General features: G+C 41.1%; 24 protein-coding genes and 2 tRNA genes. 16 read left to right on the top strand and 10 right to left on the bottom strand.

Going from position 1 to position 25,184, the window contains the following annotated elements; genetic code table 11:
- Positions 1-9 precede the first annotated feature (9 nt).
- Positions 10-1,446: a RagB/SusD family nutrient uptake outer membrane protein gene (locus tag N6H18_RS18030; RefSeq protein ID WP_262309676.1), complete on the top strand. Its 1,437-nt coding sequence runs from the start codon at positions 10-12 to the stop codon at positions 1,444-1,446.
- Positions 1,447-1,550: 104 nt separating this feature from the next.
- The gene (locus tag N6H18_RS18025) at positions 1,551-3,515 is read left to right on the top strand and encodes a fructose-1,6-bisphosphatase (RefSeq protein ID WP_262309675.1); all 1,965 of its coding nucleotides are present in this window, start codon (positions 1,551-1,553) and stop codon (positions 3,513-3,515) included.
- A gap of 121 nt (positions 3,516-3,636) precedes the next feature.
- On the opposite strand, the gene N6H18_RS18020 is transcribed toward N6H18_RS18025, so the two are convergent.
- Positions 3,637-3,712 (bottom strand) — tRNA-Lys (locus N6H18_RS18020).
- A 46-nt stretch (positions 3,713-3,758) separates the two neighbouring features.
- Positions 3,759-3,831, bottom strand: a tRNA-Lys gene (locus N6H18_RS18015).
- A gap of 79 nt (positions 3,832-3,910) precedes the next feature.
- Between N6H18_RS18015 and N6H18_RS18010 the strand changes: the two genes are divergently transcribed.
- Positions 3,911-4,657, top strand: a complete 747-nt coding sequence (locus tag N6H18_RS18010; RefSeq protein WP_262309674.1) for an SH3 domain-containing protein — start codon at positions 3,911-3,913, stop codon at positions 4,655-4,657.
- Between the two features lie 126 nt (positions 4,658-4,783).
- Here the strand turns inward: N6H18_RS18010 and N6H18_RS18005 are convergent, their stop codons facing one another.
- Positions 4,784-5,590, bottom strand: a complete 807-nt coding sequence (locus tag N6H18_RS18005; RefSeq protein WP_262309673.1) for an SDR family oxidoreductase — start codon at positions 5,588-5,590, stop codon at positions 4,784-4,786.
- Between the two features lie 155 nt (positions 5,591-5,745).
- Here N6H18_RS18005 and rlmD point away from each other — a divergent pair, with 155 nt between their 5' ends.
- Complete coding sequence (gene rlmD / locus N6H18_RS18000; protein ID WP_262309672.1) at positions 5,746-7,149, top strand: 23S rRNA (uracil(1939)-C(5))-methyltransferase RlmD; 1,404 nt, start codon at positions 5,746-5,748, stop codon at positions 7,147-7,149.
- 2 nt (positions 7,150-7,151) lie between these two features.
- Positions 7,152-7,520: a hypothetical protein gene (locus N6H18_RS17995; protein ID WP_262309671.1), complete on the top strand. Its 369-nt coding sequence runs from the start codon at positions 7,152-7,154 to the stop codon at positions 7,518-7,520.
- A 488-nt stretch (positions 7,521-8,008) separates the two neighbouring features.
- On the opposite strand, the gene N6H18_RS17990 is transcribed toward N6H18_RS17995, so the two are convergent.
- A complete protein-coding gene (locus N6H18_RS17990; RefSeq protein WP_262309670.1) occupies positions 8,009-9,961 on the bottom strand; it encodes a Crp/Fnr family transcriptional regulator in 1,953 nt (650 codons plus the stop codon).
- 144 nt (positions 9,962-10,105) lie between these two features.
- On the opposite strand from N6H18_RS17990, the gene N6H18_RS17985 reads away from it, so the two are divergent.
- The 6 genes from N6H18_RS17985 (at position 10,106) to N6H18_RS17960 (ending at position 13,887) form a co-directional block, all read left to right on the top strand.
- On the top strand, positions 10,106-10,873 hold the full coding sequence (locus N6H18_RS17985; protein WP_262309669.1) for a 5-oxoprolinase subunit PxpA: 768 nt from the start codon (positions 10,106-10,108) through the stop codon (positions 10,871-10,873).
- Positions 10,861-11,580 (top strand): 5-oxoprolinase subunit PxpB, encoded by a 720-nt coding sequence (gene pxpB / locus N6H18_RS17980; protein WP_262309668.1) that lies wholly within the window; start codon positions 10,861-10,863, stop codon positions 11,578-11,580. The genes N6H18_RS17985 and pxpB overlap by 13 nt, the downstream gene beginning before the upstream one ends.
- Positions 11,570-12,424, top strand: coding sequence for a 5-oxoprolinase subunit C family protein (locus tag N6H18_RS17975; RefSeq protein WP_262309667.1), 855 nt, complete (start codon positions 11,570-11,572; stop codon positions 12,422-12,424). The genes pxpB and N6H18_RS17975 overlap by 11 nt, the downstream gene beginning before the upstream one ends.
- A 67-nt stretch (positions 12,425-12,491) precedes the next feature.
- A complete protein-coding gene (locus N6H18_RS17970) occupies positions 12,492-13,070 on the top strand; it encodes a toxin-antitoxin system YwqK family antitoxin (RefSeq protein ID WP_262309666.1) in 579 nt (192 codons plus the stop codon).
- Between the two features lie 175 nt (positions 13,071-13,245).
- Positions 13,246-13,572 carry a thioredoxin gene (gene trxA / locus N6H18_RS17965; protein ID WP_262309665.1) on the top strand — a complete coding sequence of 109 codons (327 nt, stop codon included), beginning with the start codon at positions 13,246-13,248 and terminating at the stop codon, positions 13,570-13,572.
- Between the two features lie 96 nt (positions 13,573-13,668).
- Entirely contained in the window at positions 13,669-13,887 is a 219-nt protein-coding gene (locus N6H18_RS17960) for a hypothetical protein (protein WP_262309664.1), read from the top strand.
- A 105-nt stretch (positions 13,888-13,992) separates the two neighbouring features.
- Here the strand turns inward: N6H18_RS17960 and N6H18_RS17955 are convergent, their stop codons facing one another.
- The 3 genes from N6H18_RS17955 to N6H18_RS17945 all read right to left on the bottom strand — a co-directional run bounded on the left by N6H18_RS17955 (position 13,993) and on the right by N6H18_RS17945 (position 16,066).
- Positions 13,993-14,436: a hypothetical protein gene (locus tag N6H18_RS17955; RefSeq protein WP_262309663.1), complete on the bottom strand. Its 444-nt coding sequence runs from the start codon at positions 14,434-14,436 to the stop codon at positions 13,993-13,995.
- A 120-nt stretch (positions 14,437-14,556) separates the two neighbouring features.
- Positions 14,557-15,426 (bottom strand): alpha/beta fold hydrolase, encoded by an 870-nt coding sequence (locus N6H18_RS17950; protein WP_262309662.1) that lies wholly within the window; start codon positions 15,424-15,426, stop codon positions 14,557-14,559.
- 40 nt (positions 15,427-15,466) lie between these two features.
- Positions 15,467-16,066: a TetR/AcrR family transcriptional regulator gene (locus N6H18_RS17945; RefSeq protein ID WP_262309661.1), complete on the bottom strand. Its 600-nt coding sequence runs from the start codon at positions 16,064-16,066 to the stop codon at positions 15,467-15,469.
- Positions 16,067-16,296: 230 nt separating this feature from the next.
- On the opposite strand from N6H18_RS17945, the gene N6H18_RS17940 reads away from it, so the two are divergent.
- A complete protein-coding gene (locus N6H18_RS17940; RefSeq protein ID WP_262309660.1) occupies positions 16,297-17,391 on the top strand; it encodes a T9SS type A sorting domain-containing protein in 1,095 nt (364 codons plus the stop codon).
- Between the two features lie 154 nt (positions 17,392-17,545).
- Positions 17,546-18,202 (top strand): T9SS type A sorting domain-containing protein, encoded by a 657-nt coding sequence (locus N6H18_RS17935; RefSeq protein WP_262309659.1) that lies wholly within the window; start codon positions 17,546-17,548, stop codon positions 18,200-18,202.
- 159 nt (positions 18,203-18,361) lie between these two features.
- On the opposite strand, the gene N6H18_RS17930 is transcribed toward N6H18_RS17935, so the two are convergent.
- Both N6H18_RS17930 and N6H18_RS17925 read right to left on the bottom strand, forming a co-directional pair.
- Entirely contained in the window at positions 18,362-18,736 is a 375-nt protein-coding gene (locus N6H18_RS17930; RefSeq protein ID WP_262309658.1) for a hypothetical protein, read from the bottom strand.
- A 62-nt stretch (positions 18,737-18,798) separates the two neighbouring features.
- Positions 18,799-19,386 carry a TlpA family protein disulfide reductase gene (locus tag N6H18_RS17925; protein WP_262309657.1) on the bottom strand — a complete coding sequence of 196 codons (588 nt, stop codon included), beginning with the start codon at positions 19,384-19,386 and terminating at the stop codon, positions 18,799-18,801.
- A gap of 129 nt (positions 19,387-19,515) precedes the next feature.
- Here N6H18_RS17925 and N6H18_RS17920 point away from each other — a divergent pair, with 129 nt between their 5' ends.
- The 3 genes from N6H18_RS17920 to N6H18_RS17910 all read left to right on the top strand — a co-directional run bounded on the left by N6H18_RS17920 (position 19,516) and on the right by N6H18_RS17910 (position 24,207).
- Positions 19,516-21,759, top strand: a complete 2,244-nt coding sequence (locus N6H18_RS17920; protein ID WP_262309656.1) for a Tex family protein — start codon at positions 19,516-19,518, stop codon at positions 21,757-21,759.
- Positions 21,760-21,884: 125 nt separating this feature from the next.
- Entirely contained in the window at positions 21,885-23,735 is a 1,851-nt protein-coding gene (locus tag N6H18_RS17915) for a hypothetical protein (RefSeq protein ID WP_262309655.1), read from the top strand.
- A 10-nt stretch (positions 23,736-23,745) separates the two neighbouring features.
- Positions 23,746-24,207, top strand: a complete 462-nt coding sequence (locus N6H18_RS17910) for a hypothetical protein (protein ID WP_262309654.1) — start codon at positions 23,746-23,748, stop codon at positions 24,205-24,207.
- Between the two features lie 340 nt (positions 24,208-24,547).
- Here the strand turns inward: N6H18_RS17910 and N6H18_RS17905 are convergent, their stop codons facing one another.
- Positions 24,548-25,114, bottom strand: coding sequence for a helix-turn-helix domain-containing protein (locus N6H18_RS17905; protein ID WP_262309653.1), 567 nt, complete (start codon positions 25,112-25,114; stop codon positions 24,548-24,550).
- Positions 25,115-25,184 lie beyond the last annotated feature (70 nt).

Here is a 25,184-nt window from a genome sequence, read left to right as displayed (position 1 = left end):
TGCTTGATAATGATAACTACAGCGTGTGAGTTGGATCAATTGCCAAGTGAAGGCATCGTGGCGGAATCTTTGTCGACAAACTATGAAGGATTGCTGGCAGCCACTAATGGCAACTATGCCATGATGAAAGATGTCATCACCTACTATGGAGCGAACAACACAGCCAATTATTGGATACGCCATTATCACCATTTGGCTGAATATGCCAGTGACAATGTAATGCTAAGTGGATCAACTACAGATCCGTTGTTTTACTCTTTTACTCGCGAGCATTTTGCGGCGATGAACAATACAAGTTATCTATGGTTTTCTTCTTATAGAATAATCAATGGAGCCAATCAGATAATAGCAGTCCTAGGCGATACTCAGGACGAGAACTCGAGACAGTTGTTGGGTGAGAGCTATTTTCTTCGCGCATTCATGCATTTGGAGTTACTGAAACTTTTTGCCTTACCTTATTCTCATGGTGTCGACAATGATGGTGTGATTCTAAAGTTGTCAATAGAAGATTCGCCATTGAAAGCTAGATCAACTGTAGGTCAATGCTATGATCAAATCGAAGAAGATTTATTGCTAGCAGAGGAGTTGATGGGGACAGGAAGAGGCCGTGCGTTTGCCTCCAAGGGCGCGGCGCAGGCTCTGTTGAGTAGAGTGTATTTACACATGGAAAGATGGCAAGACGCCATTGATTATGCTGATGAGGTAATCACAAATGGCCCATATGAATTGGAGCCTAGAGACAATTATGTCAATTCGTTATGGAATAGCGCTTCTTCTTCTGAGGCGATCTGGTATGTTGCTCAATTGCTTCAAGATGATAAAACACTTGCAGCTGTTGGATCCATGTACTTGACAGATCAAGGCTTGGGGTGGGGAGAGATTTATCCTTCCAAGACGTTGAGAGACCTCTTGGGAGCCAATCCCAACGATGTGAGAAATGATTTTATCAAACCAGATTATGATGTCGATGGAGTGACCGTCAAACAGAGAAACGGCTATCCCAAATATTTCATTACCAAGTTTTCATATCAGGATGATGTCGTGACCTTAAACTCTCCTCAAATGATTCGTTTGGCAGAGGTGTATCTCAACCGATCAGAGGCCTATGCACATTTGAACAATGAAAGTGAAGCACTGGCAGATGTCAATAAAATTCGCGAGCGTGCGGGTCTTTCTGGTACTGAGTTGTACTCGGCAGGTGATTTTAAAGGACTGGCTAATATCCTAGAGGTGGTGCTGAATGAAAGAAGACTAGAATTGGCCTGGGAAGGCTTCAGAACCCACGATTTAGTAAGAAACAAAATGAATATTGATAGAAGTTATCCAGGTGTCCATTTACCAAATGGAGAAACTACTCAAATTATACCTTGGGATGATCTACGCAATATTTATTTCATTCCTCTCAATGAGGTTACCAATAATACTGAGGCAAAGCAAAATCCATAAGTGCAATTATCCATCTTGAAAATGGAATTGGGGAGTCGCCTGTTAAACAGCGATTCCCTTCTTTTTTTATTCTTTTTGTTTCTCTTATTACATGTCTTGCAATTATGAATAAGGCGCTTAGACTATTGTCTGAAAGATTCCCTGATTATGAAAGTGCTTCTACCGAACTCCTCAGGCTAACATCGATACTTGAATTGACCAAAGGCACGGAGGTGTTTGTAAGCGATTTGCATGGGTCACACGAAACTTTTGAAAACCTAATTAGAATTGGTTTTGGGACGATTGAGCAAATTGTCGATAGCACTGTCTCGGTAGATACGTCTGCGCAGGAGAAACGTGAGCTTTTGTCAATGATTTACTATCCGCAAGATACGTTTGAGCTTTATGAGCATAGAGTTGATAGAAAAGAGTCCTTGACAAGGGTTGTTTCAAACATGCTCAAGGTGATGAATACTCTCCTTGGGACGTATTCAATGGGGCGTTTCAATGAGGTCATGACTTCTAAATTTGATGCTGTGATCTGGGATTTGGTCAATAGAAATGCTACCAACCAAGGATATGTACTCAGTGTAATTGACAATTTGTTTGCGTTACACTTAGAAAATAACATCATCTCTGATATGGCCATCCTCATTCGGAAGTTGAGCATACAAAAACTACACGTCATAGGGGATATATATGACAGAGGATCTGGGGCAGATCTTATCGTCGATCAATTGATTGATCATCAGGAGTGTGATGTCCAGTGGGGCAACCATGACGTAGTATGGATGGGTGCAGCATATGGATCCGAAGCGTGTATTGCCAATGTCTTGAGAGTTTCGCTCAGGTATGGCAATATTGGTACACTCATCCGATATGGAATACACCTTATCCCTTTGGCCACCTTCGCATTGAAATATTATGGAGATGACCCTGCGATTGGTTTTGAGCCGAAAACCGATGATGACGAGGCTATGAGCGACGCTGAGAAGGACCTGAATAAAATCATGCACAAGGCTGTCGCAATTATACAGTTCAAGTTGGAGGGACAATTAATTGCCCGTAGACCAAAATTTAACATGGATTCTCGTCTTTTACTTGACAAAATAGACTTTGATCAGAATACGATTAAAATCAACGGTGAAATTCATAAACTCAGTAGCTCATTTTTTCCTACGATAGATCCCGAAGACCCTTACTCGCTTACTCACGATGAAGATGAGCTGATTTTTAGATTGAAAAAATGCTTTCTTGAAAGCTACAGACTTCAAGCTCACGCAAACTTCCTTTTTGAAAAGGGAGGAATGTACAAGGTTTCTAATAACAACTTGTTCTTTCACGGTTGTGTCCCAGTCGATCAAGATGGAGACTTTATCCCAGTGGATTTAGGCCGTGGACAATATCAAGGTAAATCTCTTTTTGATTTTCTGAATCAAACTATAAAAAACGCATGGCCAATTAAAGTTGGAGAAAATGCCGAATATTCTAAAGACTTGTTGTGGTATTTATGGACAGGGCCGCTATCACCCGTTTTCGGGAAAGATAAGATGGCAACCTTTGAAAGATATTTCACAAGTGATCAATTGTTGCATACAGAAAAGAAAAATACCTATTTCTCATTGAGAGAAAATGAAGCGTTTTGCATCAAGTTGTTAGGAGAATTTGGTCTTAATTCCACAGATGCCATCATCATAAATGGCCACATTCCTGTGTCTGTCAGGAGAGGAGAGAACCCTAAAAAAGGAAATGGCAAGCTCATGGTTATTGACGGAGGGTTTTCCAAAGCATATCAGGCACAAACAGGGATTGCAGGATTTACTTTGATCCATGATGCATGGGGTCGTCAGTTGTTTACCCATTTGTCTCATAAGGAAGAAATTGTAGCACAAAGCGGATACTTAAACAAATTCAAAAAGGAAGACCTCAGTCGGCATAAAAAATTGCACAAAGTAAAGGACTGCCCTGAGGGAGAAGTGATCACCGAAAGGATTGATGACCTAAAGGATCTGTTGAGGTCGTATCAGCCTGCCTCTATATGCTTGACATCACCTAAAGTATCACATATCCAGCAGCAGGTTCTCAATTAGCTATTATTTATCAAGACAGATTAGATATTGATTAATAATGACACAGCTCACTGAATAGACCTGAATAGGGATCAGTCAGTAAAGCTGCGGGACAAAAAAGCCTCTTCGTTTGAAGAGGCTTTGGTGACTGGTCTGGGGCTCGAACCCAGGACCCACGCCTTAAAAGGGCGTTGCTCTACCAGCTGAGCTAACCAGTCGTCTGGTGTGAATAAAAACCCCGACATTGCTGTCAGGGTCTTGTTGTGATTGGTCTGGGGCTCGAACCCAGGACCCACGCCTTAAAAGGGCGTTGCTCTACCAGCTGAGCTAACCAATCGTTTTTTGCAAATCTTCTAAAAGAATTTTCTTATTTCTAAGCCATTCCCTTATTTTGCGGTTGCAAATCTAGGTAGGCAATGACGAAAAAACAAAACATATTATTCAATTTTATTCTGATAGTTTCAGGACTTTTTATAACTCCTTCATTAACAGCGCAAGACTTAGAGAATAAATCCTCCTTGAGTCAGGCTGACTCGCTATTCAAGGAGAGAAAATACACCGAATCATTTGAGATTTATCACCAAATCCTCGAAAATGAAGGTCAAGCCAGCCCACAGATGCTGATGAAAATGGCATACATCAAGGAAGGGTTGGGGAATTATAGCCAAGCACTTTTGTATCTCAACAAATATTATTTGCTCACATCTAACAAAAATGCCCGCACCAAAATGCAGGATATTGCTGAGGAGCATACATTGGAGGGGTATGAAGTGACCGACACGGATTTTTTCAAAGGCCTGGTCAATAGGAATTATTTCTTGGTCAATATTTCAATCTTGGCGATTGCATTGTTGCTTTTTGTGGTCGTAGTTTATCGCAAGTTTTGGAGCAAAACCAATGCCTACCCCTATGCGATCAGTATGTGTGTGCTGTTGATCGTTTTCTTTTTTGTGTCCAATTTTCAATTGAGCCCTGAGCAAGTCATTGTCACGCATGACCATGCCTACCTGATGGACGGACCTTCGTCAGGATCTGATTTGGTGGAGGTGATTCAGAAGGGGCACAGGCTCACAGTGGTGACTGAGGACGATGTCTGGTGCAAAGTCATGTGGAGAGACACAGAGGTCTATGTCAAGCAGTCAATGGTAGAGAAGGTTATATAGATAGTCAATGGACGACTGTCCACAGTTGATGTGTGACGATTCTGATCAAAAAAAGTATTGTGAATGCTTACGGTCGACAGTTAACTGTTGACCGTTGTCTTTTATGTCTCAGCCTTTGACCATCGACTACTCTCTAATCAACGATGGGTCTTCCTTGGTCATGACATTGTAGACAGTTCTGTCCATCCATTTTGGAAATCTCTTGTTGAGGAAAATCAATGCTTTGCCGAGGAGTGTTAGGATCACACCCCGTTTTTTGCGGATTTGTGCTTGATAGATGTGGTTGGCTACTGTATCAGCATCCATGAGTTTTTCTTCATTCTTGTGAGACTCATTTTGAATTGCTCCGTTAGGACCCAATGCATTGGTTCGGATGTTGGATTGGGTGTATCCAGGACTCAGAGTCATGATGTGAACGCCTCGTTTCATCACCTCTATTCTGAGTGCCTCAAAGAACCCTTCCATGGCAAACTTGGAGGCTGAGTAGGCAGTACGTCCAGGCGTACCGCGGTGACCATTGATGGACGATATGCCAACAATAGAGCCTTTGGATTGGATGATGTGAGGCAGAGCATGCTTGACATAGTTGATCGTTCCCATAAAATTGATCTGCATGACCCGCTCGAATACCTTGAGATCCACATCTTCAAAAAGTGCCTTCATTGATACGCCAGCGTTGCAAATCAACACGTCGATTCTCCCGAATTTTTCTATGGCTACCTCTATCACGTTTTGAGCATCCTTTTCACTTTCTACAGGTGCACAGATGCCGACGCATTGGATGCCAGCTGATTCAAACTCCTTTTGGACACGGTCTATTTTGCTTTGTTCCCTACCTGTATAGACGATTTGATAACCTTCTTTGCCATAACGGAGGATGCAGGCTTTGCCGATGCCTGAGGTACCGCCAGTGATGATAAGTGTCTTTTGCATGGAGTCAGTTATGTAGAAAATCTTCGTACTAGGTACGTATGCTTGCTGATTGTGTTGATGAATATGAAGTCAAAAATTTGAATGGTCGAATTTAGTAAGACTTGAAATGAAACTAAGCTTTTAATCGGTGCTATTTTCAGCTAATTTTGCGCCCAATGGCAAGAAGAAAAAAGCAAATTAGGTTGGACAACCTCAAAATTGAGGCAGTAGCGGCAGAGGGTAAAAGCATCGCCAGATTGGATGGTCAGGTGATATTTGTCAAAGGAGCTGTCCCTGGAGATGTGGTGGATGTGAATATTACCAAAAAGAAAAAGGCTTTCATGGAAGGTAGCCCTGTGCATTTTCATCAGTACTCTGATTTGCGGGTAGAGCCGACCTGTGAGTACTTTGGTACTTGTGGTGGCTGCAAATGGCAGAACCTCAATTATGCTTCTCAGATCGAGTTCAAACAACAGCAGGTAGAGGACAGTTTGCAGCGAATTGGCAAAGTGGAGTTGCCAGAGGTTGCTACGATCTTGGGATCAGAAAAGACCTTGCGGTACCGCAACAAGTTGGAATTTACATTCTCCAACAAGAAGTGGCTTACCAAAGAACAAATCGATACCTCTGACAAAATTGAGAGAAATGGTCTCGGTTTTCATATCCCAGGTTTGTTTGACAAAGTAGTCGATGTAGAGACTTGTCATTTGATGGAAGAGCCTACCAATGCCATCAAGAATGAAATCAGAAGATATGCCCTTGCCAACAGTCTGACCTTTTTTGATATCAGAGACCAACACGGTCTGTTGCGCAACTTGATGATTCGATTGACGGATAGTGGGGAGGTGATGGTGCTGATTCAGTTCTTTGAGCCTGATCAGGAGGCAATTGATGGGTTGATGAATCACATCAAAGAGCAATTTCCTGAGATTACTTCTTTGCTTTATGTGATCAATCAAAAGGGCAATGATACCATTTATGATCAAGAGGTGGTGTTGTTTGCGGGCAAAGATCATATTGAAGAAGTAATGGGAGATTTGAGATTCAAAATTGGACCCAAGTCTTTTTATCAAACGAATTCAGCACAAGCCAAAATACTCTATGACAAAACGATCGAGTTTGCCGATCTGCAAGGCGATGAACTGGTCTATGATTTGTACACGGGGACCGGTACGATTGCAAACTACTGTGCGAAAAAGGCTAAGAAGGTCATAGGGATAGAATATGTAGAGGATGCGATCCAAGATGCCTTCGTCAATGCAGAAGTCAATGGGATCACCAATGTAGATTTTTTTGCTGGGGACATGAAAGATGTCCTCAATGATAAATTTGTAGCTAAACATGGAAGGCCTGATGTGATCATCACTGATCCACCACGTGCGGGTATGCATGAAAATGTCGTCGAGATGATTCTCAAACTCTCACCTCAGAAAGTCGTCTATGTGAGTTGCAATCCTGCGACTCAGGCTAGAGATATTGCGATGATGGATGCAAATTATCAAGTCACGAAAATACAACCTGTGGACATGTTCCCACATACACACCATGTGGAGAATATAGTATTATTAACCAAGCGATAGAAATGAATAACGATCCAGAATTGAATGGAAAATACTTGGGGACTATTACCCAAGATTTTGTAAAAGTTTGTGAAAACATCAAGGAAGCTTCTTATCAAATTAGAGCTCGTGGTTTTTCTGATTACCCAATTTTTCCAATTTCCAAGCAAGAAGTGTCTATAGGACAGATACTGTACAAAGCGGGTGAGCTGGACAATGATTGGAACTACTCAGCATCTTTTTTGGATGAATTCGTTCAGAGGAAAGTGGTCGAAGAGGATAAAATTGAAATGTTCAAAGAAGCATATAAAGACGCGGATGAGTTTTGCTGCTTGTTCGTGATAGACAAAGATTTTACCAATTTCGTATTTGTTCCCTATCCAGAGGATTAGGAGTATTGACAGCTATATGAAAATTTAGAGGTCGTTATAGAAGATTGAAAAAAGGACAAAAAAATGGCTCTACCGTCCGACAACCAGTAGAGCCTATAGACTTGAAAACATCAAATACACAGAAATACTTTAAAAAAGAATGATCGTTTCTGTAGAAATTAACCTACTCACTCACTCAAATTCTATCTTCAGTAAACTTGTAAATAAGAAAGGCTTTCTTCAAAACCTTATGATACAAATGTAGTAGCCGTTTGAGAACATAACTATGGGTATCAACAAGGTAGAAAGGCTTTTTTCCGATGTGAAATCCTGTGATATGGCAGGCTTGATTTGGATGCTTTGTCATAGGTTTGATACAGAGTGATTTAGTGTATCTCTTTGACTTCAAGATATATTTTTCAGACCCGTGCCGTTTTATATTGTTATAGATTTTAGACCATACAAGTGTCTAAAATCTAACTTCTAATAATCTAAAGTCTAGCAAAAGATTATTGTATCTCTTCTCTTAGGAGCTTGACGTGATGCTTAAACTCTCCTCGGTACATTTGAAGAAAATCCCGAACATTGTCCGTGTTGTATGACTTCATTTTTTCGCTCAATAGGAAGGGCTCTTTGATCTCACAGGCAAACTTGTTGTTCCTGATTCGCTGATCAAAATTGGCCATCACCACAGGTACGATAAGAGGCTCTCTTTCCATCTCCAATACCCTTTCGAACACGTCTGCATTGAACAATCCAGGAGATTGCTCTGTGGTGTAGGATGTGTGCTCTGGTGCGATGATCACGTTGTTGTATTCCGTGAGGAACTCCTCTATCTGATCGGATACGCGTTCGTTCTTTTCGAAATTTTCGCTGCTGCTCGTGTCTTCCGAATAGGCGTTGATATACCCCAGTCGTTCGTAGTAGGATTGATGACCGTGTTCGATTTCTCTACCACTACGTACGATTTTCATCCCCACCTCTTCGTTGTATGCTTCACTGATGATGGTGCTCAAAAAATGACAATCCAAATTGATTTGGAACTGATTGGGCAATGCATAGTAGGGTGGATTGAGCAAATGATTGTAAATAAATAGGTTACCAGGTTGCTCTGGAATCAGTTCTTTGCCTTTGACGAAAGTCGATATTTGATCAAAAGTCTCTTTGGAGAGTTTGATGCATTCTTTATGTACACGATCTGCCATCATGATGGCAGGAGCTGACACCACAGTGTTGTACATTTTCTGGAGGTTTTCATAGAAAGTCACCTCCCGTTGTGTGTCGTGCAAATTGTCCAGACAGAGAGAGGCAATGTTCTTTTCGATACCTGATCCATTCAACTCAACATGGTGCAAAATACTCAATCCGTCTGTGATCGTGTGCTTAAAACTCAGCAAATGAGGGACTTTGTGCAGTGGCGAACTCAATGATAAACTTGCCCGATTGCTTTCTATCAAATTGGTCGATACAGTCACTTCCTCGTTGAACTGAGCAGAAATCAATCGTGCTCTCAATCCTCTCAACTGGTTGTTGAGCAGCCATGAGATTCTGATTTGCAGTTTTAGTGCAAAGGCAGGATTCTTCTTGCTGAGCGCCTTGACCGCATCATATGGGATATGTAGGATCACAGAGTCCTTTTTCGCCTTGGTGGTCATCACATTTTCAGCGCCCAAAAAACCAGAGGGACCCAGTAGGTAGCCTGGCGTAGAAATGGCACGAAGAGAAACCTTGTATTTTTCCTCTCCTTCACTATTGAAACGTGAAAATCGAATGTCGCCTACTCTCAAGATGCTGATCCCCTTGCTGACTTCATCTTGTAGGTCAATGATGTTGCCGACTTTGTATTGCTTTCTTACGATATGTTTGGACAATACTCTCAAATCTTCCTCTTCGAAGATTTCGAAGAAAGGGGACTGGAGCAAAAAGACAACGAGATCATCTTCATTGAATCCTAAAGGAGAATCGTAACCTTTGGCCGCTTTTAATGCAATTTCTGGTTGCTTGGTGATCATTGCGGTATTCGCAAAGAGGTAACTTGACTCTCTGATCAAATCCAAAGCATGTCTATTGATATGCTCAAAGAACAAAATCGCTAGATCAATATTTTTATCAAGAAATAAGTTGAGTTGCTTTCTGTCCCAACGCAAAACAGTAACAGTATCAGAATAGGCTTCAATATGAGAGTCATAGCGATACGGCTCATTCATCATATCAAGACCTAGCGGGGAATTGAAACTAGAATATCTGCCTAGTTCTATTTTCTTGTTTCTACCATCCAGATAGGAATACACACTTACCTCACCTTCTTGGAGCATGAAGTAATAATTGGTTCTTTCGAATTGTACAGCTAGGTGTTGACCTTTGGTATAGGTCACTTTTTCTGCTTTCGCAAAAATACTATCTAGGTTGTTGGGCGATGATTTTTTATAAAAGTTAAACAATTCGGAGGCGATTGATTTCAAAGTGCAATTTTATGGAATAAACTTCAATTATGGATTGATGCATGGAGATAATTAATCAGTAAAAAGTGATAAACACTCTTCCATATGTGCTAATTCTAGTCTGTTCATATTTTGTTAGCTTTGGATTGAAGTTTAGTTAATACGATGATCGACCCAATATACATAGATATTAATTGTGACATGGGGGAGAGTTATGCTGAGTCGATTGTAGGCAATGATGTGGCGATCATGCCTTGGATTAGTTCTTCCAATATCGCCTGTGGTTTTCATGGAGGAGACCCTCAAGTGATCGAGGATACCATTGATCTCGCAATTAAATACAGCGTAAGAATAGCTGCTCACCCTTCATATCCAGATTTGGAGGGGTTTGGGAGGCGTAGAATGGAAATGCCATATCAACAATTGATTGATACAGTCAAGCATCAAATAGAAATCATCAAAGAAAACACAGCACGCAAAGGAGCGAAGCTGTCCTATATCAAGCCTCATGGTGCATTGTACAATGAAGCAGCCAAAGACGAAGAAGTAGGACGCGCTATCATCCAAGCGATCCAAGAGTTGGACCCACAGCTGGCACTGATGGGATTACCCAATAGTCTGTTGGAGCAACTCGCAGCGCAACAACGGATTCGGTACATCAGAGAGGCTTTTATCGACCGACTATATGAGTCTGATGGGACTTTGGTCAACAGGAAACTAGAGGGAGCAGTCTTGACTAATGTGAAACAAGCAACAAGGCAGTTCGTAGGTTTGGTAAAGGGAGAGGTTGTGACTAGAGATGGAAGTCTCTTGTCGATACAAGCAGATTCCTTTTGCCTGCATGGAGACAATCCTGTAGCCTATGAAATTATCAAAAGTATCCACATGGAGATGAGCAATATGAACCTAGAACTGAAGCGATGGAGTCACTAGTGATACTTCCATATGGAGACCAAGCTGTCCTGATTCAATTTGAGCAGCGGATTGATGTAGAGATCAATCGTTCTGTGCATGCGCTCAATCATTGGTTATTGAATCAAAGTATCGTAGGGGTTGTTGATAGTATTCCTGCCTATTGCTCATTGACGTTGCGTTACAATCCAGACTTGCTCTCATTTGAGAAATTGAAAGCGATTGTTAATTCGTATGAATGGAACGAAACTGGATTTGATACCCAACGCAAGCTGTATAGGTTGCCTGTATGTTATGGAGGTGACTTTGGTCAGGATATGTCAGAAGTGTCGCAGTTGACAGGATTGAGTTTCTCAGAGATCGTTGACATACATGGTCAAAGCATCTATCATACTTTTATGATCGGTTTCTTGCCTGGATTTCCTTATTTGGGAAAATTGGATGCCAAAATCCAAGTACCAAGACGTCAGCACCCTCGTACCAGTGTGGCTTCAGGATCTGTAGGTTTGGCAGGTGAGCAAACTGGAGTCTATCCGAGTAAGGCACCTGGAGGTTGGCAAATCATAGGACGAACACCTATCCCGATGATGTCGGTGGAATCAGCGTCCGCTTTGTTGCGGGCAGGTGATCAGGTGCAGTTTTTTGCTGTGACGAGCAGAGATTTTGAATTGATCCAAAAGGATGTGAGATTGGGACATTTTAACAATAAGTCGCTCCATGTCTGGTAAGTTAAAATTGATATTTGAAAAGCCAGGATTATACACTACGATCCAAGATCGAGGGAGGGTCGGGCAACAGCATAGAGGAATCCCAGTGGGGGGAGCCATGGATTTGGAATCCTATGAGATGGCCAATCGTTTGGTTAACAATGATCTCAATACCCCTGTGTTGGAAATCACGCTAATGGGGCCAGTTATTTTATTCGAAGGAATCGGACAAATAGCGATGACAGGTGCTGATACCTCTCCTATGATCAATGGAGAACAGGTGGCTCTCAACGAAACCATCGATATATATGATGGAGACAGATTGACCTTTGGTAAAAATACAGATGGGTGTCGCACATATTTGGGCGTGAGAGGTATATGGGAGCAAAATCAGTGGCTAGGCAGTGTCAGTCCAGTGGCTCATTCGGTATTTGATGAGACGATCATCGTCAAGCATCAGATTGTAGAGGTTTTAACATTGGAGCGAGTATTTCCTAATCTTTTTACACCTACTAAGACGCCTGAGGAAATTGAAATTGGGATTTATCCTGGGCCAGAGCTGTCTGTATTGACTCGTAAACAACAAGACGAATGGGTAGGTCGGCCTTTGTTGATTTCCAATTTGTCCAATCGGATGGGTATTCGGCTGGATCATGTTTTTCTCATCGAAAAAAAGATTGAGATTATTTCCTCAGGAGTATTTCCAGGTGTGATTCAGCTCACACATGCTGGACAGCCGATTGTCCTCATGGCTGATGCACAGACCACTGGAGGCTATCCTAGGATAGCAGTCGTAGATTCTAATGACTTGAACCTGCTGGCACAATTGAAGCCAAATGATTCGATTTGGTTCAAATGGAAGTGAAGTTTGCCATGGAACTTGCCAAAGTTTATTCTTATTTCTAATTTCAAATTTTGAAAACTATAGATCAATGATGAAGTACTTATTTTTAATTTCTATGTTCAGTTTGTTGGTGTTTTCATGTGAGAAATCCAACGTAGAGTCCAGCAGTGTAGGTTTAGAAGCATTGCCAGAGTATGCTGAGATTACAGAGTTCGAAGGCTTGCCAGGAGTATCCCGTGCTACAGTCAAGTTCAGCAATCGCATAGACGAGCAGGGAGAGTATTTTGATGGCAAGCGAAATGGGAGTTGGACGGTATACCATGCAAATGGGTTGCCTAAAACCATCACTACCTATGTCAATGGATTGAAACAAGGTATTCATATCGAAATGGATACTCGTGGAGAGTTGTCCTTGGTAGCTAATTATGTCAACGGTCTTGAGGACGGGGAGTATATTTTATACAACAAAGGTAAAAAGGCAGAGTCTAGAGTTTATCTTTTGGGGAAACTCAACGGAGTAAAGACAAAATATTACACGAGTGGAAAGGTGATGGAAGAGAGCATGTACAAAGATGGACTCATACATGGCACTGCACTGTGGTATGATCAAAATGGAAATGTGACAATCCAATACGAATACGAAAACGGCAAATTGGTTCAGAAATAATGTTTTCTGAGATTTGAAGTGAGTTTTTGAATGGGTCTAAGTATGTGTAAATAGCAATTAATTGTTTTTCTCTATGTGATCATTCACAAAAACGATAATCTCTCATGAACAATTTGCTTTATATTTGCGTTTTCAAAGCACAGTTAAAAAAAGATATTTATTAAAATTTATAATCATGGGTAACAAAGCAATTGAAATTACAGACAGCAACTTCAACGAAGTTTTACAATCTGATCAGCCAGTATTAGTGGATTTTTGGGCTGAATGGTGTGGACCATGTAAGATGATCGGACCAGTTGTCGAAGAGCTTGCCGGTGATTATGAAGGCAAAGCGATCGTAGGTAAGGTAGATGTGGATTCTAATCCAGAAGTATCTGCCAAGTACGGAGTAAGAAGCATACCAACACTTTTGGTTTTCAAAAATGGAGAAGTAGTTGACAAACAAGTAGGAGCTGTACCTAAAGGGGTATTGGCTGGTAAACTGGATGCGCAACTTGCATAATATAGATTTGAAATTATTGAAGAACCCTGATCATGCAAATGGTCAGGGTTTTTCTTTATAGATACTTTCTGTATCTTTTCCGTAAAAACAAGCAATATGAAGAACTACATGAAACTCGCATTGATTTATATCCTCATTGGCGCCTTCTTTATCTATTGGGCTATGACACACTCTCCCAATGCCAGCTTGGGAACAATCGTAAAGAATGAATTGGGGGGATCATACACCATGAGTTCCAACAGTTATTACCTGACGCTATTCGTAGGGGCAGTTGCTGCAGTGTTTGGTGTTTGGAAATTGATCCGAAGGAAATAACAAGTTGGTGGGTAGGAGACTAGTTTTTGGAGGTCATCCGAAAGGTGTAGAGCCTGCTGCATTAAAAGAGTAGCCAGATAGTTCACTTATCTGGCTACTTAAAGATTATTTGAATCTTACAGACTGGGTAGACTGAATCGATACAGTTTGATTTTGTTGGCCTATCATCACATCCATTGCTTTGGTCTCTACATAATGTTTGGTGACATTCTCATTGGCGTAGGGAGATAGTACTTCAATGCTTTTGTACTGATCATCGGACTTTTTGGGGATGTCGAAAGCAAATAATTCTACAGTTCCTATTTCATTTTGATTTACATCAATCAAGTGCACCAGAAAATCAACTTTCTGTAGGTCATAGTTGCTCTCGTTGATTAGTCGATAGCTGACTTCCAGATTGTCCCATCCGTACTTTTCCACTCGTTTGATCTCTAGGATTTCAACCTTGACATTTTCCTTGATCTGATAAGCCGCGTAGGGGCTTAAATCTTGAGCTATGGCAGTTGCTGCAGCGAGCAACCCGATAGCAATTGATACTAACTTTTTCATAACACTAACATTTTTATTTACATAACTCTATTATAACCGTTAGCCGATAATAATAGTGTATGTCAGTTTATGATTTTGGATCAAATGACCAAGCTTGACATTATGTTTCTGACGAGGGGGTCAGGGGATTAGTTCCTTTTGGGTATTGATTGTCTGGCTGGCAGTCAATTGATTACTGACTTTTTGTATCACATTTTTATCCCAGAGCATACGGTAGTGCCCTGTTTTGTCGATTAGATCCAGTTTTGAGTCTAGCCAAGCTTGTGATACTGCGATTGATTTTTCTTGGCTGATGACTTTGTCTGTCTTGTCGTGGATGATTAGTAGATTTTTTGAATTGATGAATTGTCCCAAGTGAGCTACAGTGAGGTTGGAGATGGGCTCTTGGAGGATGGCTTCTGCCATGTGGAGTGTTTTGTGGTGTGCCTTGGTGCTGAGTCCGATGAAGTTTGCGAATTCTAAGAATACATCTTCAATTTTATTGGGTGTGGTTAAGAAGACCAGATGATCTACTTGGTAGGAAGATTTGGCGAGGGCATAGGAGGTGACCGCAGAACCAAACGAATGAGACACCACCGAAAAGGGCATCTGAGGGTCGAGATGCTGCAATACTGTCAGTAGCGCCTCTTGGCACATTTTGAGGTTGGTGCGTTTCAATTTTGAAAACCCATGTGCAGGCAGGTTGAACAGGACAGTTCTATGTCCTGCGACGGCCAATTCCTTGGCGATACCTGACATGCTGGCGGCATTGGACTCCCAGCCATGTACCATGATGACAAGTGAGCCGTCCTTTGGGCCTAGTTCGTAACATTGGATATTCTCTATCTCCCAGTTGATGTCAAACGAATCAACTGAGTCGAAAAAAGCTTGCTCTTTGGTTCTTATTTTTTTGTTTATTGGGATTTGAAACAGGTTGAATGCCTGTCCAGCAGCCAATGAAGGGGAGATAAAAGATAGTGTTTGGAAATAGAGTTTGATCAATTTTTTCATAATATTATATACTGATAGGTATATTTTAAAGTAAATTTTTTTAGATTCTCATTTCTTGATCGATCATCTGATCAATGTGATCCATCATGGATTGCATATTTTCATTGGATTTGCTGATGATGGCAAGGAAAACACTTCCTTGTATTTGAGCATATATTTTCTTGGCGTAGGAGCTAGCATCTAGGTTGCTTTTGATGCTGCCTTCCTGCTGAGCCTGTTCGATGACATCTATAATGCCTTGAGTCATTTTTTGAATGACCGAGACCACTCGGTTGTAGAGGGCATTGTTGTGGTTGAGGGAGTCCACACCCACATTGAGTACCGGGCAACCACCATACTCTGATACATGATCGTAGTAATTCCTATAGAAATTAGTCAATGCTTTTAATTTTTTTAAACCTGTGTTTTGAGCATTGATGGTTTCGATGACAGGCCACAATCGAGTCTTAACCGTATAGTTAAATGCTTGGATAGCTAAGTCCTCTTTGTTTTCAAAATTGCCATAAATGGCGCCTTTTGTCAGACCAGTAGCCTTGGTGATATCTGATAGACTCGTGCCTGTGTAGCCGTGCTTGTTGAAGTAGGGAGCTACTGTCTCTATGATGTATTGGGTTGTTTTGGCGGCTTTGGTCAATGTCATGTCTGTAATGTTAGTCAATTTTCAATATTGTACCAATTGGTATACCAAGAATTTTCTTAAAAGTAACTTTAGGTGAATGCCTTATTTTTTGGACTGAATGGACGGTTTAATTTTGGTTTAAGTCAATTGCAACAATCGATTATCATACAATCAACATGAAAACTAGCTATCTATCAATACCTCCAGTTGTTAAAATTCTAATATCTCTAAGTTTTGTATTTTTTCTCAACATGATGCATCTCAGTGCAGCCTGTCCAAATCCAGATGGTTCTAGAAGATTTACGAATCAAAATAATGTTCTCGGAGATGTATGTAGTTACGTGGGTAATCATAGTGTAAGATGGTTGTACACATTCACTATCAATGGTGACGTAACGATTAATGGTGATTTTGCAGTGTATGGTACTTTGATAATTAATGGTAACCTTACTGTAACGGGAGAATTGAATATTGATGCTACGGGGGAACTGACCGTCAATACAGGTGCTTCACTGGATGTAGGGCAAAATTTTAACAATGGAGGGTGGTTTATTTTTAATCAACCAGATACGAATAATGGATCTATAACAGTTGGAGGTGATTTTGTCAATGAAGAATATGGGCACATGACCATAGAGGGTGAAGGCGGTTTATGGATAGAGGGTCAAATGATAGCAGAAGAGGGCTCTACACTGGACATTGAGGACGGAGGAACAGTGGTGGCCAATGGAGGATATGTGGACGATGGAGGTATTGTAACCTACGATGGTGAAGAGGTTAATTTGAATACAGAAATGGCAGGAAGCCCATTGCCTGTAGAGTTTACTTATTTCAAATGTCTAGAAAGTGATGATGAACAAATGCTGGTTTGGGAGACAGCTTCTGAAATCAACAATGAGGGTTTTGAAATCCAAAGGAAGGAGTCATCTGACGATGATTTTTATACCATAGGTTTTGTAGAGGGCAATGGTACAAGCAATACAATGCAGCAATATAGTTATGCAATACCAGTCAGCCATGAGACTGTTATGTATCGTTTGAAACAAATCGATTTTGATGGAGGGTTTGAGTACAGTGCAGTTGTGCAAACAGGAATGAGAGCGAGCAATGTCTACTCGGTGTATCCCAATCCAACTAATGGACAGATATATCTCAATGGTGGTGATGTCAATGCTTTCGAACTCTATAATTTGTCTGGAAAAGCAGTCCTCAGCGAAACAGTTTTGGATAGTCATACCCTAGAGCAACATGTGTCTCTCTATTTGATGTCAGCTCAGTCAGGTAGATACATGTTGTCCTTGTACACGCCAAGTGGTATGGTAACAATCAATCTAGTAAAGGAATAGATTTTCTCTTTTTGGGATTTTACGCAATAATAGCCGTTTTGCTTAAAAATAAAATTAAGAGAATGCATTAGTGTTTTACTTAGCTCTTGGCAATGTTTTTGCCGTATGTATGTTGCTTGCTTAACAGTGAATAATTAGTTTTTTAGAGATAGATATGTTGAGATTGTTGTTGGTATTGGTGTTTGTGACTCAGATAGCTTCGTTTGAAGCTCATTCTCATAAAGTTATTGTACTGAATCGGAATCTGAAGATAGATAATTTTGTTTGGGAGCAATTGGCAGGGCGAATTGATCAGACCAATTTGGCTTTTGAAATCACAGATCATGTGCATGGTCTGCAACTCCACTGGAATGAAATCCCAGGAGTCAAGGAATACGTAATCGAAGTAAAATCTGCGTCTGAGAAGGAATTTGTAAGTTTGGAATTGATAACGAGTAGTGTCTATCAAAACAAGCAGCTTTATTACCCTTTGTCAACCCACAATCTCAATAGAAGCTATCGCTTAAAGTTGATTGCTGAGGATGGCAGTTTTAGCCATAGCCCTTCCGTATTTGTGGTAGGCGATCACGGGAAAGATTTTCTCGTGTATCCCAATCCCACGAAAGGAAACATTCATATCTCAAGTGAAGAGATCTTGAGTTATCAATTACAAGACATCAGGGGCGGGACTTTGGTGTCTGGCAATCCTGGTTCCAACCTAGAAGCCGAACTGATTCTCTCAGCAGAACTACACAAAGCCCAAGCAGGTATTTATTTTTTGAAGGTCACGACTGTTTTCGGTCAAAAGACGGTTCAGATCAAAAAGAAATGAGTCAGCGGTTTGAAAGTGAAAAGCTGAAAATCAATAAGTTAATTTTTTGACTAGGCATAACCCTACTATGTCAGATTACTACCATGATACGCCAAGGTTTGTGTCCTTACAAACTTTTTTCGACCTTTGAACCTGCTGTTTTTTGCATAGATTCAGAAATTAATTGACTCTCTCAAGTTGTTTCTTACTTGTTTTCTTCTCGATGTATTCATCCATGCGGGAGAGCAAACGCCACCATTCTGAGCCGTCATCTCTGTAGTCTCTGATTGCTCCAGCACGAACCAGTATTTTTCTGAGTTCATCATCATCAAACCCACCGAGATGTTTTTTGATCACATCAAATGAGCGGTCTGTGTAGGTCTTATGGTTGAGGAAGTGCTTGACGGTTTCTTCGGCCATAAACTCCGTTTTGTTTTGAAGTTTAAGTTTGTCCAGCTCATGCTGAAACTGTTTCTTCTGGACTAAGAAAGCCAGCAATCCTCCAATGGTCGTACCGATGAGGGCAGTGATAGCAGGTAGAATGGTTTCGATCATAGGGAAAGTTAAAAAGTAATTATTGATAGTCGACTGCCAGCAGTCAACCTTTTGTCTTGGTTCTAATAAACTAGTGTCTCGTTTTTGGATGTTGTAATGAGGAAATTTCTAAAGTCCTCAGTGTTGTATTTGGCCATCCCACTTTTTTCAGCGATGATTTTACCATCTGGAGCAATCACGAAAGTAGTGGGTATCGACTGATTAGCAAATACATCAGGTCTTTTTGATACCAATGTGTAAACTGGGAAGGTGTAATTTTTCTTGGTTTTGAATGCCTTGGCGGTATTGAAATCATCGTCCAGGCTGATCATCACAAAGTCGATGTTTTTACCCTTGACCTCATCATGCAAAGCATTGATATCTGGCATCTCGGCGATACAGGGAGGACACCATGTCGCCCAAAAGTTGAGGAATACAGTTTTGCCCCGAAAACTGCTAAAATCCACCTGTTGACCACTTTCATCCATGAGGGTGAATTGGTAGTCTGCCACTTTGTTTTCATCATCGATGATATTTGGTTGAAGCAAACGAGTTTCCAGAATCATACGCTGTAAAAAGCCCGCCACGTCCTTGTAGTAGCCCGTGAAATAGAGTGCACCGAAGAGGGTAATCATGATGCCCCATTCTCTAATTTCCTTCTTGATTTTCATATAGACCGATGATTACACATTGTGGATAAATATTTCGGAATTAAGACAATTCAGAACACAAATTAATTCCCTTAACCATTTACTTTTGACTCCCCAAAATAAAAATATTCAGTTAATCAATAGAGTTCAATGAGTCAACAACACATAGCAATCATCGCTTCGGAATTAAATCTTGCCAATAGTAAAGTGGCAGCTGTTATCACACTGTTGGACGAAGGAGGTACGGTTCCTTTTATCTCTCGATACCGAAAGGAAATGACAGGTAGCATGGATGAAGTGCAGATTGGAGATGTCAAGGATAGGATTCAGCAATTGCGCGATCTGGACAAAAGAAGAGAGGCGATCTTGAAATCTATCGAGGAGCAAGGCAAATTGACACCTGAGCTAAAGAAGAAAATAGAAGCAGCTGCTACCATGGCAGTGCTAGAGGATATTTACTTGCCATACAAGCCTAAGAGAAAAACCAAAGCATCCATTGCCAAAGAAAAAGGTTTGGAGCCATTGGCAGAATTGATTTTCAAGCAAGGAATGGATGATCCTGAGTTGGCTGCTGAGAAATACATCAGCGAAGAAAAGGATGTCGCAGATGTCGCACAGGCACTACAAGGCGCGCGAGACATTATTGCAGAGTGGATCAATGAAAATAGTGAGGTCAGAGCCTCGCTACGTAAGCTATTCATGGAGCAGGGTGTGGTCAAATCCACCGTGATGAAAGGCAAAGAAGAGGAAGGACAGAAATACAAAGATTACTTCGAATGGGATGAGCCACTCAAAAAAATCCCTTCGCACCGGCTGTTGGCCATGAGAAGAGGAGAGAAGGAAATGATCTTGTCTTTGGACATCTGTCCAGAGGAGTCATTGGCGATCAAATCCATCGAAAATAAAGTACTGAACAGTCAAAACGCTTGTGGTCAACAAGTCGAAATCGCTTTGAAGGATGCCTACAAGCGATTGTTGAAACCCTCAATGGAGACAGAGGCACGTGTGGAGTCAAAGAAAATAGCTGATCAGGAGGCAATTGATGTCTTCTCGGACAACCTGCGTCAGTTGTTGTTGGCACCTGCTTTGGGTCAAAAAAACGTCATGGCGGTAGATCCAGGCTTTAGGACTGGGTGCAAGGTCGTATGCTTGGATAGTCAAGGAAAGCTCTTGGAGTTTGAAGCCATCTATCCCAACCAGCCACAAAACAAAACCAGAGAGTCTGGGGCAGTATTGAAAATGCTCGTAGAGCGGCACAACATTGAAGCCATTGCTATTGGTAATGGCACGGCAAGTAGGGAGACAGAGGCTTTTGTTCGTTCATTGGGCTTGGACAGCAAGATCATCATCGCGATGGTCAATGAGAGTGGTGCTTCGATCTATTCTGCCTCTGAGGTAGCAAGAGACGAGTTTCCTGATCAGGACGTGACGGTAAGAGGATCGGTTTCAATCGGACGCAGAATGATGGATCCTTTGGCAGAACTGGTAAAGATCGATGCAAAATCTATCGGTGTAGGTCAGTACCAGCATGATGTCGATCAGACAGCTTTGAAAGGCTCACTGGACGAAGTAGTAGGTAGCTGTGTGAACCGTGTAGGTGTAGAGTTGAATACTGCCAGCAAACAACTGTTGACTTATGTTTCAGGGTTGGGGCCACAACTGGCAGAGAACATCATCAAACACAGAGAGGCGAATGGGCCATTTCAGAGCCGAGAAGAGCTCAAGAAAGTTGCCAGAATGGGGGATAAAGCATTTGAACAAGCAGCGGGATTTCTCCGTATTCGAAATGGTCAAAATGTACTGGATAGAAGTGCCGTTCACCCTGAGAGATATCGCTTGGTCGAACAAATGGCTAAAGACTTGTCAAGTTCTGTGGAGAACTTGGTGTCTGACCCTGCCTTGAGGTCTAAAATCAATCCTAAGGCATACATCACCGAAGAAGTAGGGCTGCCTACTTTGGAGGATATCTTGAGCGAATTGGACAAACCTGGCAGAGACCCTAGAGAGAAATATGAAGTGTTTTCTTTTCAAGAAGGAGTCAATGAGATCTCAGATTTGAAAATCGGGATGAAACTGCCTGGGATCGTAACCAACATCACTAAGTTTGGAGCATTTGTGGATATTGGCGTACACCAGGATGGGTTGGTACACGTGAGTCATTTGTCTGACAATTTTGTGAGTGATCCATCACAGGTTGTGAAGATCCAACAGCAAGTGCAAGTGACAGTCACAGAAATCAATGCAGCACAGAAAAGAATCTCTCTTTCACTCAAATCTGATCCTTTTGGCAAGGCACCAGCCAACCGAAATGAAAAGAAGCAAGCCAAGCAAAATGAACCGGAAGGAGATTTGCAATCAAAATTAGCCATGTTGAAAGGGAAATTTAATGGCTAAACCTTCGTTAGTTCAACATTCTATGGTTTTTGCGTGGAAAATCCATAATTTCATGCTTTGAATGCAGAAAGCATTTGTTAACTAACAAGAAGTCAATTTCTTAAATAGAGAAAAATCATAGACGTATGTCAAAATTTACAAAATCAATTTTAATCCTTTTATGCTGTACCGTGTTTCAACAGGTGCAGGCTCAAAAATACAAAGACATCTTTGCACTATTAGAGGCCAAAAATTACGATACAGCTATTCCTATGCTTCGTAGTTATTTGTCTGATAAAAAGAAGGCAACAGAGGCCAACCCCAACCTGCGAATGGGATTGTATTATGAAGAGCTTGTAGCGGGGTATCACTTGGTGAAAGATTCGACAGCCATTTTGGAAGCGGCAGATTCATCACTCAAGTATTTGGTCATAGCCAAAACCTTGATAGATGAAAAGGAGCTTAAGAAAAATGATGAGTTTTACCAAATGTACTACCGCCGTGACTTGAGGACTGGAGATTTTGGAATCAAACTCTCTGATGTACAGTTGGATTTGGATAACAAAATCAAGGCAACTTCCAATATTGTGAGCAATGCAAGACAGATTTATAAAAATCTCTACGTAATCAACTCTAATTATACATTTTGTAAATCGAGTTACGCAAATATTGTCAAGAACCATAGTCAGGAAAAAGAATTTTTGGTGCATGCACACAAACCTCAAATGGATACTTTGGACTTGATGATTACCTATATGTCTGATGTGAGAAATGCCTTCAATAAAGTCCGTGAAGCGGTGAGTTTGACTGGAGTAAAAGGCTACAGCCCAGAGTTGGAACTCAAGCAAATTCGTAGTTATGGAAAGGACGGTCTTTCGGAGGTGAATTTCTATGCCAATGATGTAGAAGCATGGGATTATGGCACATGGGCAGAATCGAGTTTCAAGACAATAGAAAGAGACGTGTTGACTTTGAAGCAAGAGTTGGTGGATTTTGATAAGAAACTGAAAGCACAAGGCGAATCAATGAATGGATTGGCTACTGTGCGTTTTGAAACGTTGAATACCAAAATAGATCACAGCTTGATTAGAGAGATGCATGATCTGGATAACAATCCATTGCCAGAGAAACTTTTCAATATCCAAATCGGATTGAACTTGTTTGATTTCATCACCAAACCACTGCAAAATCCAAGAATAGAAGATGAAATGGATATTGATTATCAATTGGAAATCACAGACAGCCTAATTCACATCTTAGATGGAATCGGGAAAAATGCTGCGACACTGGTAGAGCCTTACATTACTGTAGGAAAAAAGAAATATGCCAGTCTAGTTGAAGGTGAGTATGGTGGAGATTTTGGTTTGATCAAGTTGAGACAAAAAATGGAAACCTTTGTCAAGACCAACAAAGAGATATGGGAAAAGAAACACCAAGCCGTTGACTTGAAAAGTAAATGGGGCGTGAGTGTGGATGGTAAAGATTCCTTGTATTTGGCACCAAGAGAAGACGGTGTATACGCCACCAGATACCTGAGTGATTTCTATACGGTGGCTACCATGAAGGACGATTCATCCAATACCTATGTCATAGGTATTGATTTTAAAGACAAAGTAGATCACGGTTTCATCGCCAAGGTCAACAATGCTAGACAGATTGTGTGGAAGGAGAAGATCACCCTAAAATCATTCAATTATGACAAATCAGATTTGTTGGTTTATGGGGCATTTGTACCTGCGCAAAGTGGCATGGTGACAGCCTATCTATACAGCGTCACTGAAAAGCCACATCACAACATGCTGGCAGTGTCTACTGACTTTTCTGGAAAGGTGAAATGGATTAATCATATAGATGCTCCCCGTCAGCCAGTTCAGGTCAAGCTCAACGACATTGTGAAGGAGACCATCTTTTATTTTGTAGCAGAGGATAAAATGGATACCATAGGGCCTGGTGAAGTCGCCTACAAAGTCATCGATAGAACAGGAAATGTCAGATAAAAAATCACGAATGAAAAATATTTGGATAGCGCTTCTGTTAGGAAGCGCTTTCTATTCCTGCCTAGGGGATGTTGAAGATAATTATTCGACTACACAGGCCAATAGATTACTTTCTGCGGACAGTTTGAAGTTGTGGGAGCTCAACTCACGCTACGAAAATGGCAGAAAAGTTGAGCTGGAAAATTGTTTTGATGCCAACATACTTGCTTTCCTTCGTACCACCGAAGTAGATAGTGTGATTATGTTTTCACAAACTGATGGATGTGCCAGTGATGTGCCCGTGGTGGTGGTTTATAAAGCCAGGTATGAAGTAGTTGGCGATCTTCAAGAGAACTTTGGAAATGAAATAGAATTCAACACTGAAGCCTTGCAAGATATCAATCGTATGTCAGTGCTATACTTGACTTCCAAATACCTGAAGGTATCCTATGAACTCGATGGGGTCAATATAGAAGAAGATTATTCTTTCTAAATTTCACTCAATGAACAGCAAAGTTTTGGTGTGAAAGGAAAGCGAATGGAATAAGCATTCACCATAATTCGTTTTCCTTTCACTATGACTCGCTAATCATCCGCTAAAACTCGTCAGCCATTCACTAAGACTCGTCAGCCATTCACTAGGACTCGTTTTCCTTTCACTATGACTCGTCAGCCATCCGCTAAAACTCGTTTTTCTTTCACTACGACTCGCTGGGTATTCACTAAAACCAGTTAATCATTCGTGATCACTCGTTTTTCTTTCACTATGATTCGCTAACCACCCACTAATACTCGCTGGGTCTTCACAGTGACTCGCTAAATATCTAGTAGGATTATGGAAACAAAAAGTAAATCACCAATAGTTGTACTTTTTCATTTCCAGCTTTAGGGTAATGTGGTATCCTCGCATCAAAAAAGATGGAATCGCCTTCTTCTAATAGTGTGCTGTCTTCACCTACGATGTATTCAATTTTACCAGACAAGACTATCTTGAATTCATAACCATCCGTACTGGTGGGCTCGTACTTTGCATGCGGTTCGACGGTGAGGTGTACTATGTCCACGTTGAGATTGAGCATGCTTTGATTCAATATCGAATGGTATCTGAAACCTTGTCTGTCTTCTTTTTCTATTTCCTTTCTATCTTCTTTTTTTACTATTGTGAAATTCTTTCCATTCTTCAGGTACATGTCTTCAAAGAAGTCCTTGGGGGCTACTTCTAGCGATTCTAGTATGTTGATGAAAACAGGTAATGAGGGAATAGTTCTGGAGTTTTCGATCTTTGAGAGGAGACCTTTGCTTATTTTGGATTGATTACTCAGCTCTTTGAGTGAGAGGTTTTTTTGGTTTCGGATTGATTTGATTTTGCTACCGATCCAGCTTACTACGATGTTGTCCATGTTTTAGAGAGGTTTCTTATTTGTAAACTACTAATCATGTAAGTTTCATATATATAAACTTAACATTCGA

The sequence above is a fragment of the Reichenbachiella agarivorans genome, assembly GCF_025502585.1.
Lineage (GTDB): Bacteria > Bacteroidota > Bacteroidia > Cytophagales > Cyclobacteriaceae > Reichenbachiella > Reichenbachiella agarivorans.
Note: the sequence above shows the minus strand (reverse complement) of the source record. Positions and strands in the feature narration are given on the sequence as shown.

Excerpts from the sequence above, each read along its gene's own strand:
- N6H18_RS17970 (WP_262309666.1), top strand. The coding sequence starts at position 12,492 with ATGATGAAGTACTTATTTTTAATTTCTATGTTCAGTTTGTTGGTGTTT.
- N6H18_RS18005 (WP_262309673.1), bottom strand. The coding sequence starts at position 5,590 with ATGCAAAAGACACTTATCATCACTGGCGGTACCTCAGGCATCGGCAAA.
- N6H18_RS17910 (WP_262309654.1), top strand. The coding sequence starts at position 23,746 with ATGAAAAATATTTGGATAGCGCTTCTGTTAGGAAGCGCTTTCTATTCC.
- N6H18_RS18010 (WP_262309674.1), top strand. The coding sequence starts at position 3,911 with ATGACGAAAAAACAAAACATATTATTCAATTTTATTCTGATAGTTTCA.
- rlmD (WP_262309672.1), top strand. The coding sequence starts at position 5,746 with ATGGCAAGAAGAAAAAAGCAAATTAGGTTGGACAACCTCAAAATTGAG.
- N6H18_RS17960 (WP_262309664.1), top strand. The coding sequence starts at position 13,669 with ATGAAGAACTACATGAAACTCGCATTGATTTATATCCTCATTGGCGCC.
- N6H18_RS17940 (WP_262309660.1), top strand. The coding sequence starts at position 16,297 with ATGATGCATCTCAGTGCAGCCTGTCCAAATCCAGATGGTTCTAGAAGA.
- pxpB (WP_262309668.1), top strand. The coding sequence starts at position 10,861 with ATGGAGTCACTAGTGATACTTCCATATGGAGACCAAGCTGTCCTGATT.
- N6H18_RS17955 (WP_262309663.1), bottom strand. The coding sequence starts at position 14,436 with ATGAAAAAGTTAGTATCAATTGCTATCGGGTTGCTCGCTGCAGCAACT.
- N6H18_RS17905 (WP_262309653.1), bottom strand. The coding sequence starts at position 25,114 with ATGGACAACATCGTAGTAAGCTGGATCGGTAGCAAAATCAAATCAATC.
- N6H18_RS17950 (WP_262309662.1), bottom strand. The coding sequence starts at position 15,426 with ATGAAAAAATTGATCAAACTCTATTTCCAAACACTATCTTTTATCTCC.
- N6H18_RS17930 (WP_262309658.1), bottom strand. The coding sequence starts at position 18,736 with ATGATCGAAACCATTCTACCTGCTATCACTGCCCTCATCGGTACGACC.
- N6H18_RS18025 (WP_262309675.1), top strand. The coding sequence starts at position 1,551 with ATGAATAAGGCGCTTAGACTATTGTCTGAAAGATTCCCTGATTATGAA.
- trxA (WP_262309665.1), top strand. The coding sequence starts at position 13,246 with ATGGGTAACAAAGCAATTGAAATTACAGACAGCAACTTCAACGAAGTT.
- N6H18_RS17985 (WP_262309669.1), top strand. The coding sequence starts at position 10,106 with ATGATCGACCCAATATACATAGATATTAATTGTGACATGGGGGAGAGT.
- N6H18_RS18030 (WP_262309676.1), top strand. The coding sequence starts at position 10 with ATGATAACTACAGCGTGTGAGTTGGATCAATTGCCAAGTGAAGGCATC.
- N6H18_RS17945 (WP_262309661.1), bottom strand. The coding sequence starts at position 16,066 with ATGACATTGACCAAAGCCGCCAAAACAACCCAATACATCATAGAGACA.
- N6H18_RS17920 (WP_262309656.1), top strand. The coding sequence starts at position 19,516 with ATGAGTCAACAACACATAGCAATCATCGCTTCGGAATTAAATCTTGCC.
- N6H18_RS17995 (WP_262309671.1), top strand. The coding sequence starts at position 7,152 with ATGAATAACGATCCAGAATTGAATGGAAAATACTTGGGGACTATTACC.
- N6H18_RS17975 (WP_262309667.1), top strand. The coding sequence starts at position 11,570 with ATGTCTGGTAAGTTAAAATTGATATTTGAAAAGCCAGGATTATACACT.
- N6H18_RS17935 (WP_262309659.1), top strand. The coding sequence starts at position 17,546 with ATGTTGAGATTGTTGTTGGTATTGGTGTTTGTGACTCAGATAGCTTCG.
- N6H18_RS17925 (WP_262309657.1), bottom strand. The coding sequence starts at position 19,386 with ATGAAAATCAAGAAGGAAATTAGAGAATGGGGCATCATGATTACCCTC.
- N6H18_RS17915 (WP_262309655.1), top strand. The coding sequence starts at position 21,885 with ATGTCAAAATTTACAAAATCAATTTTAATCCTTTTATGCTGTACCGTG.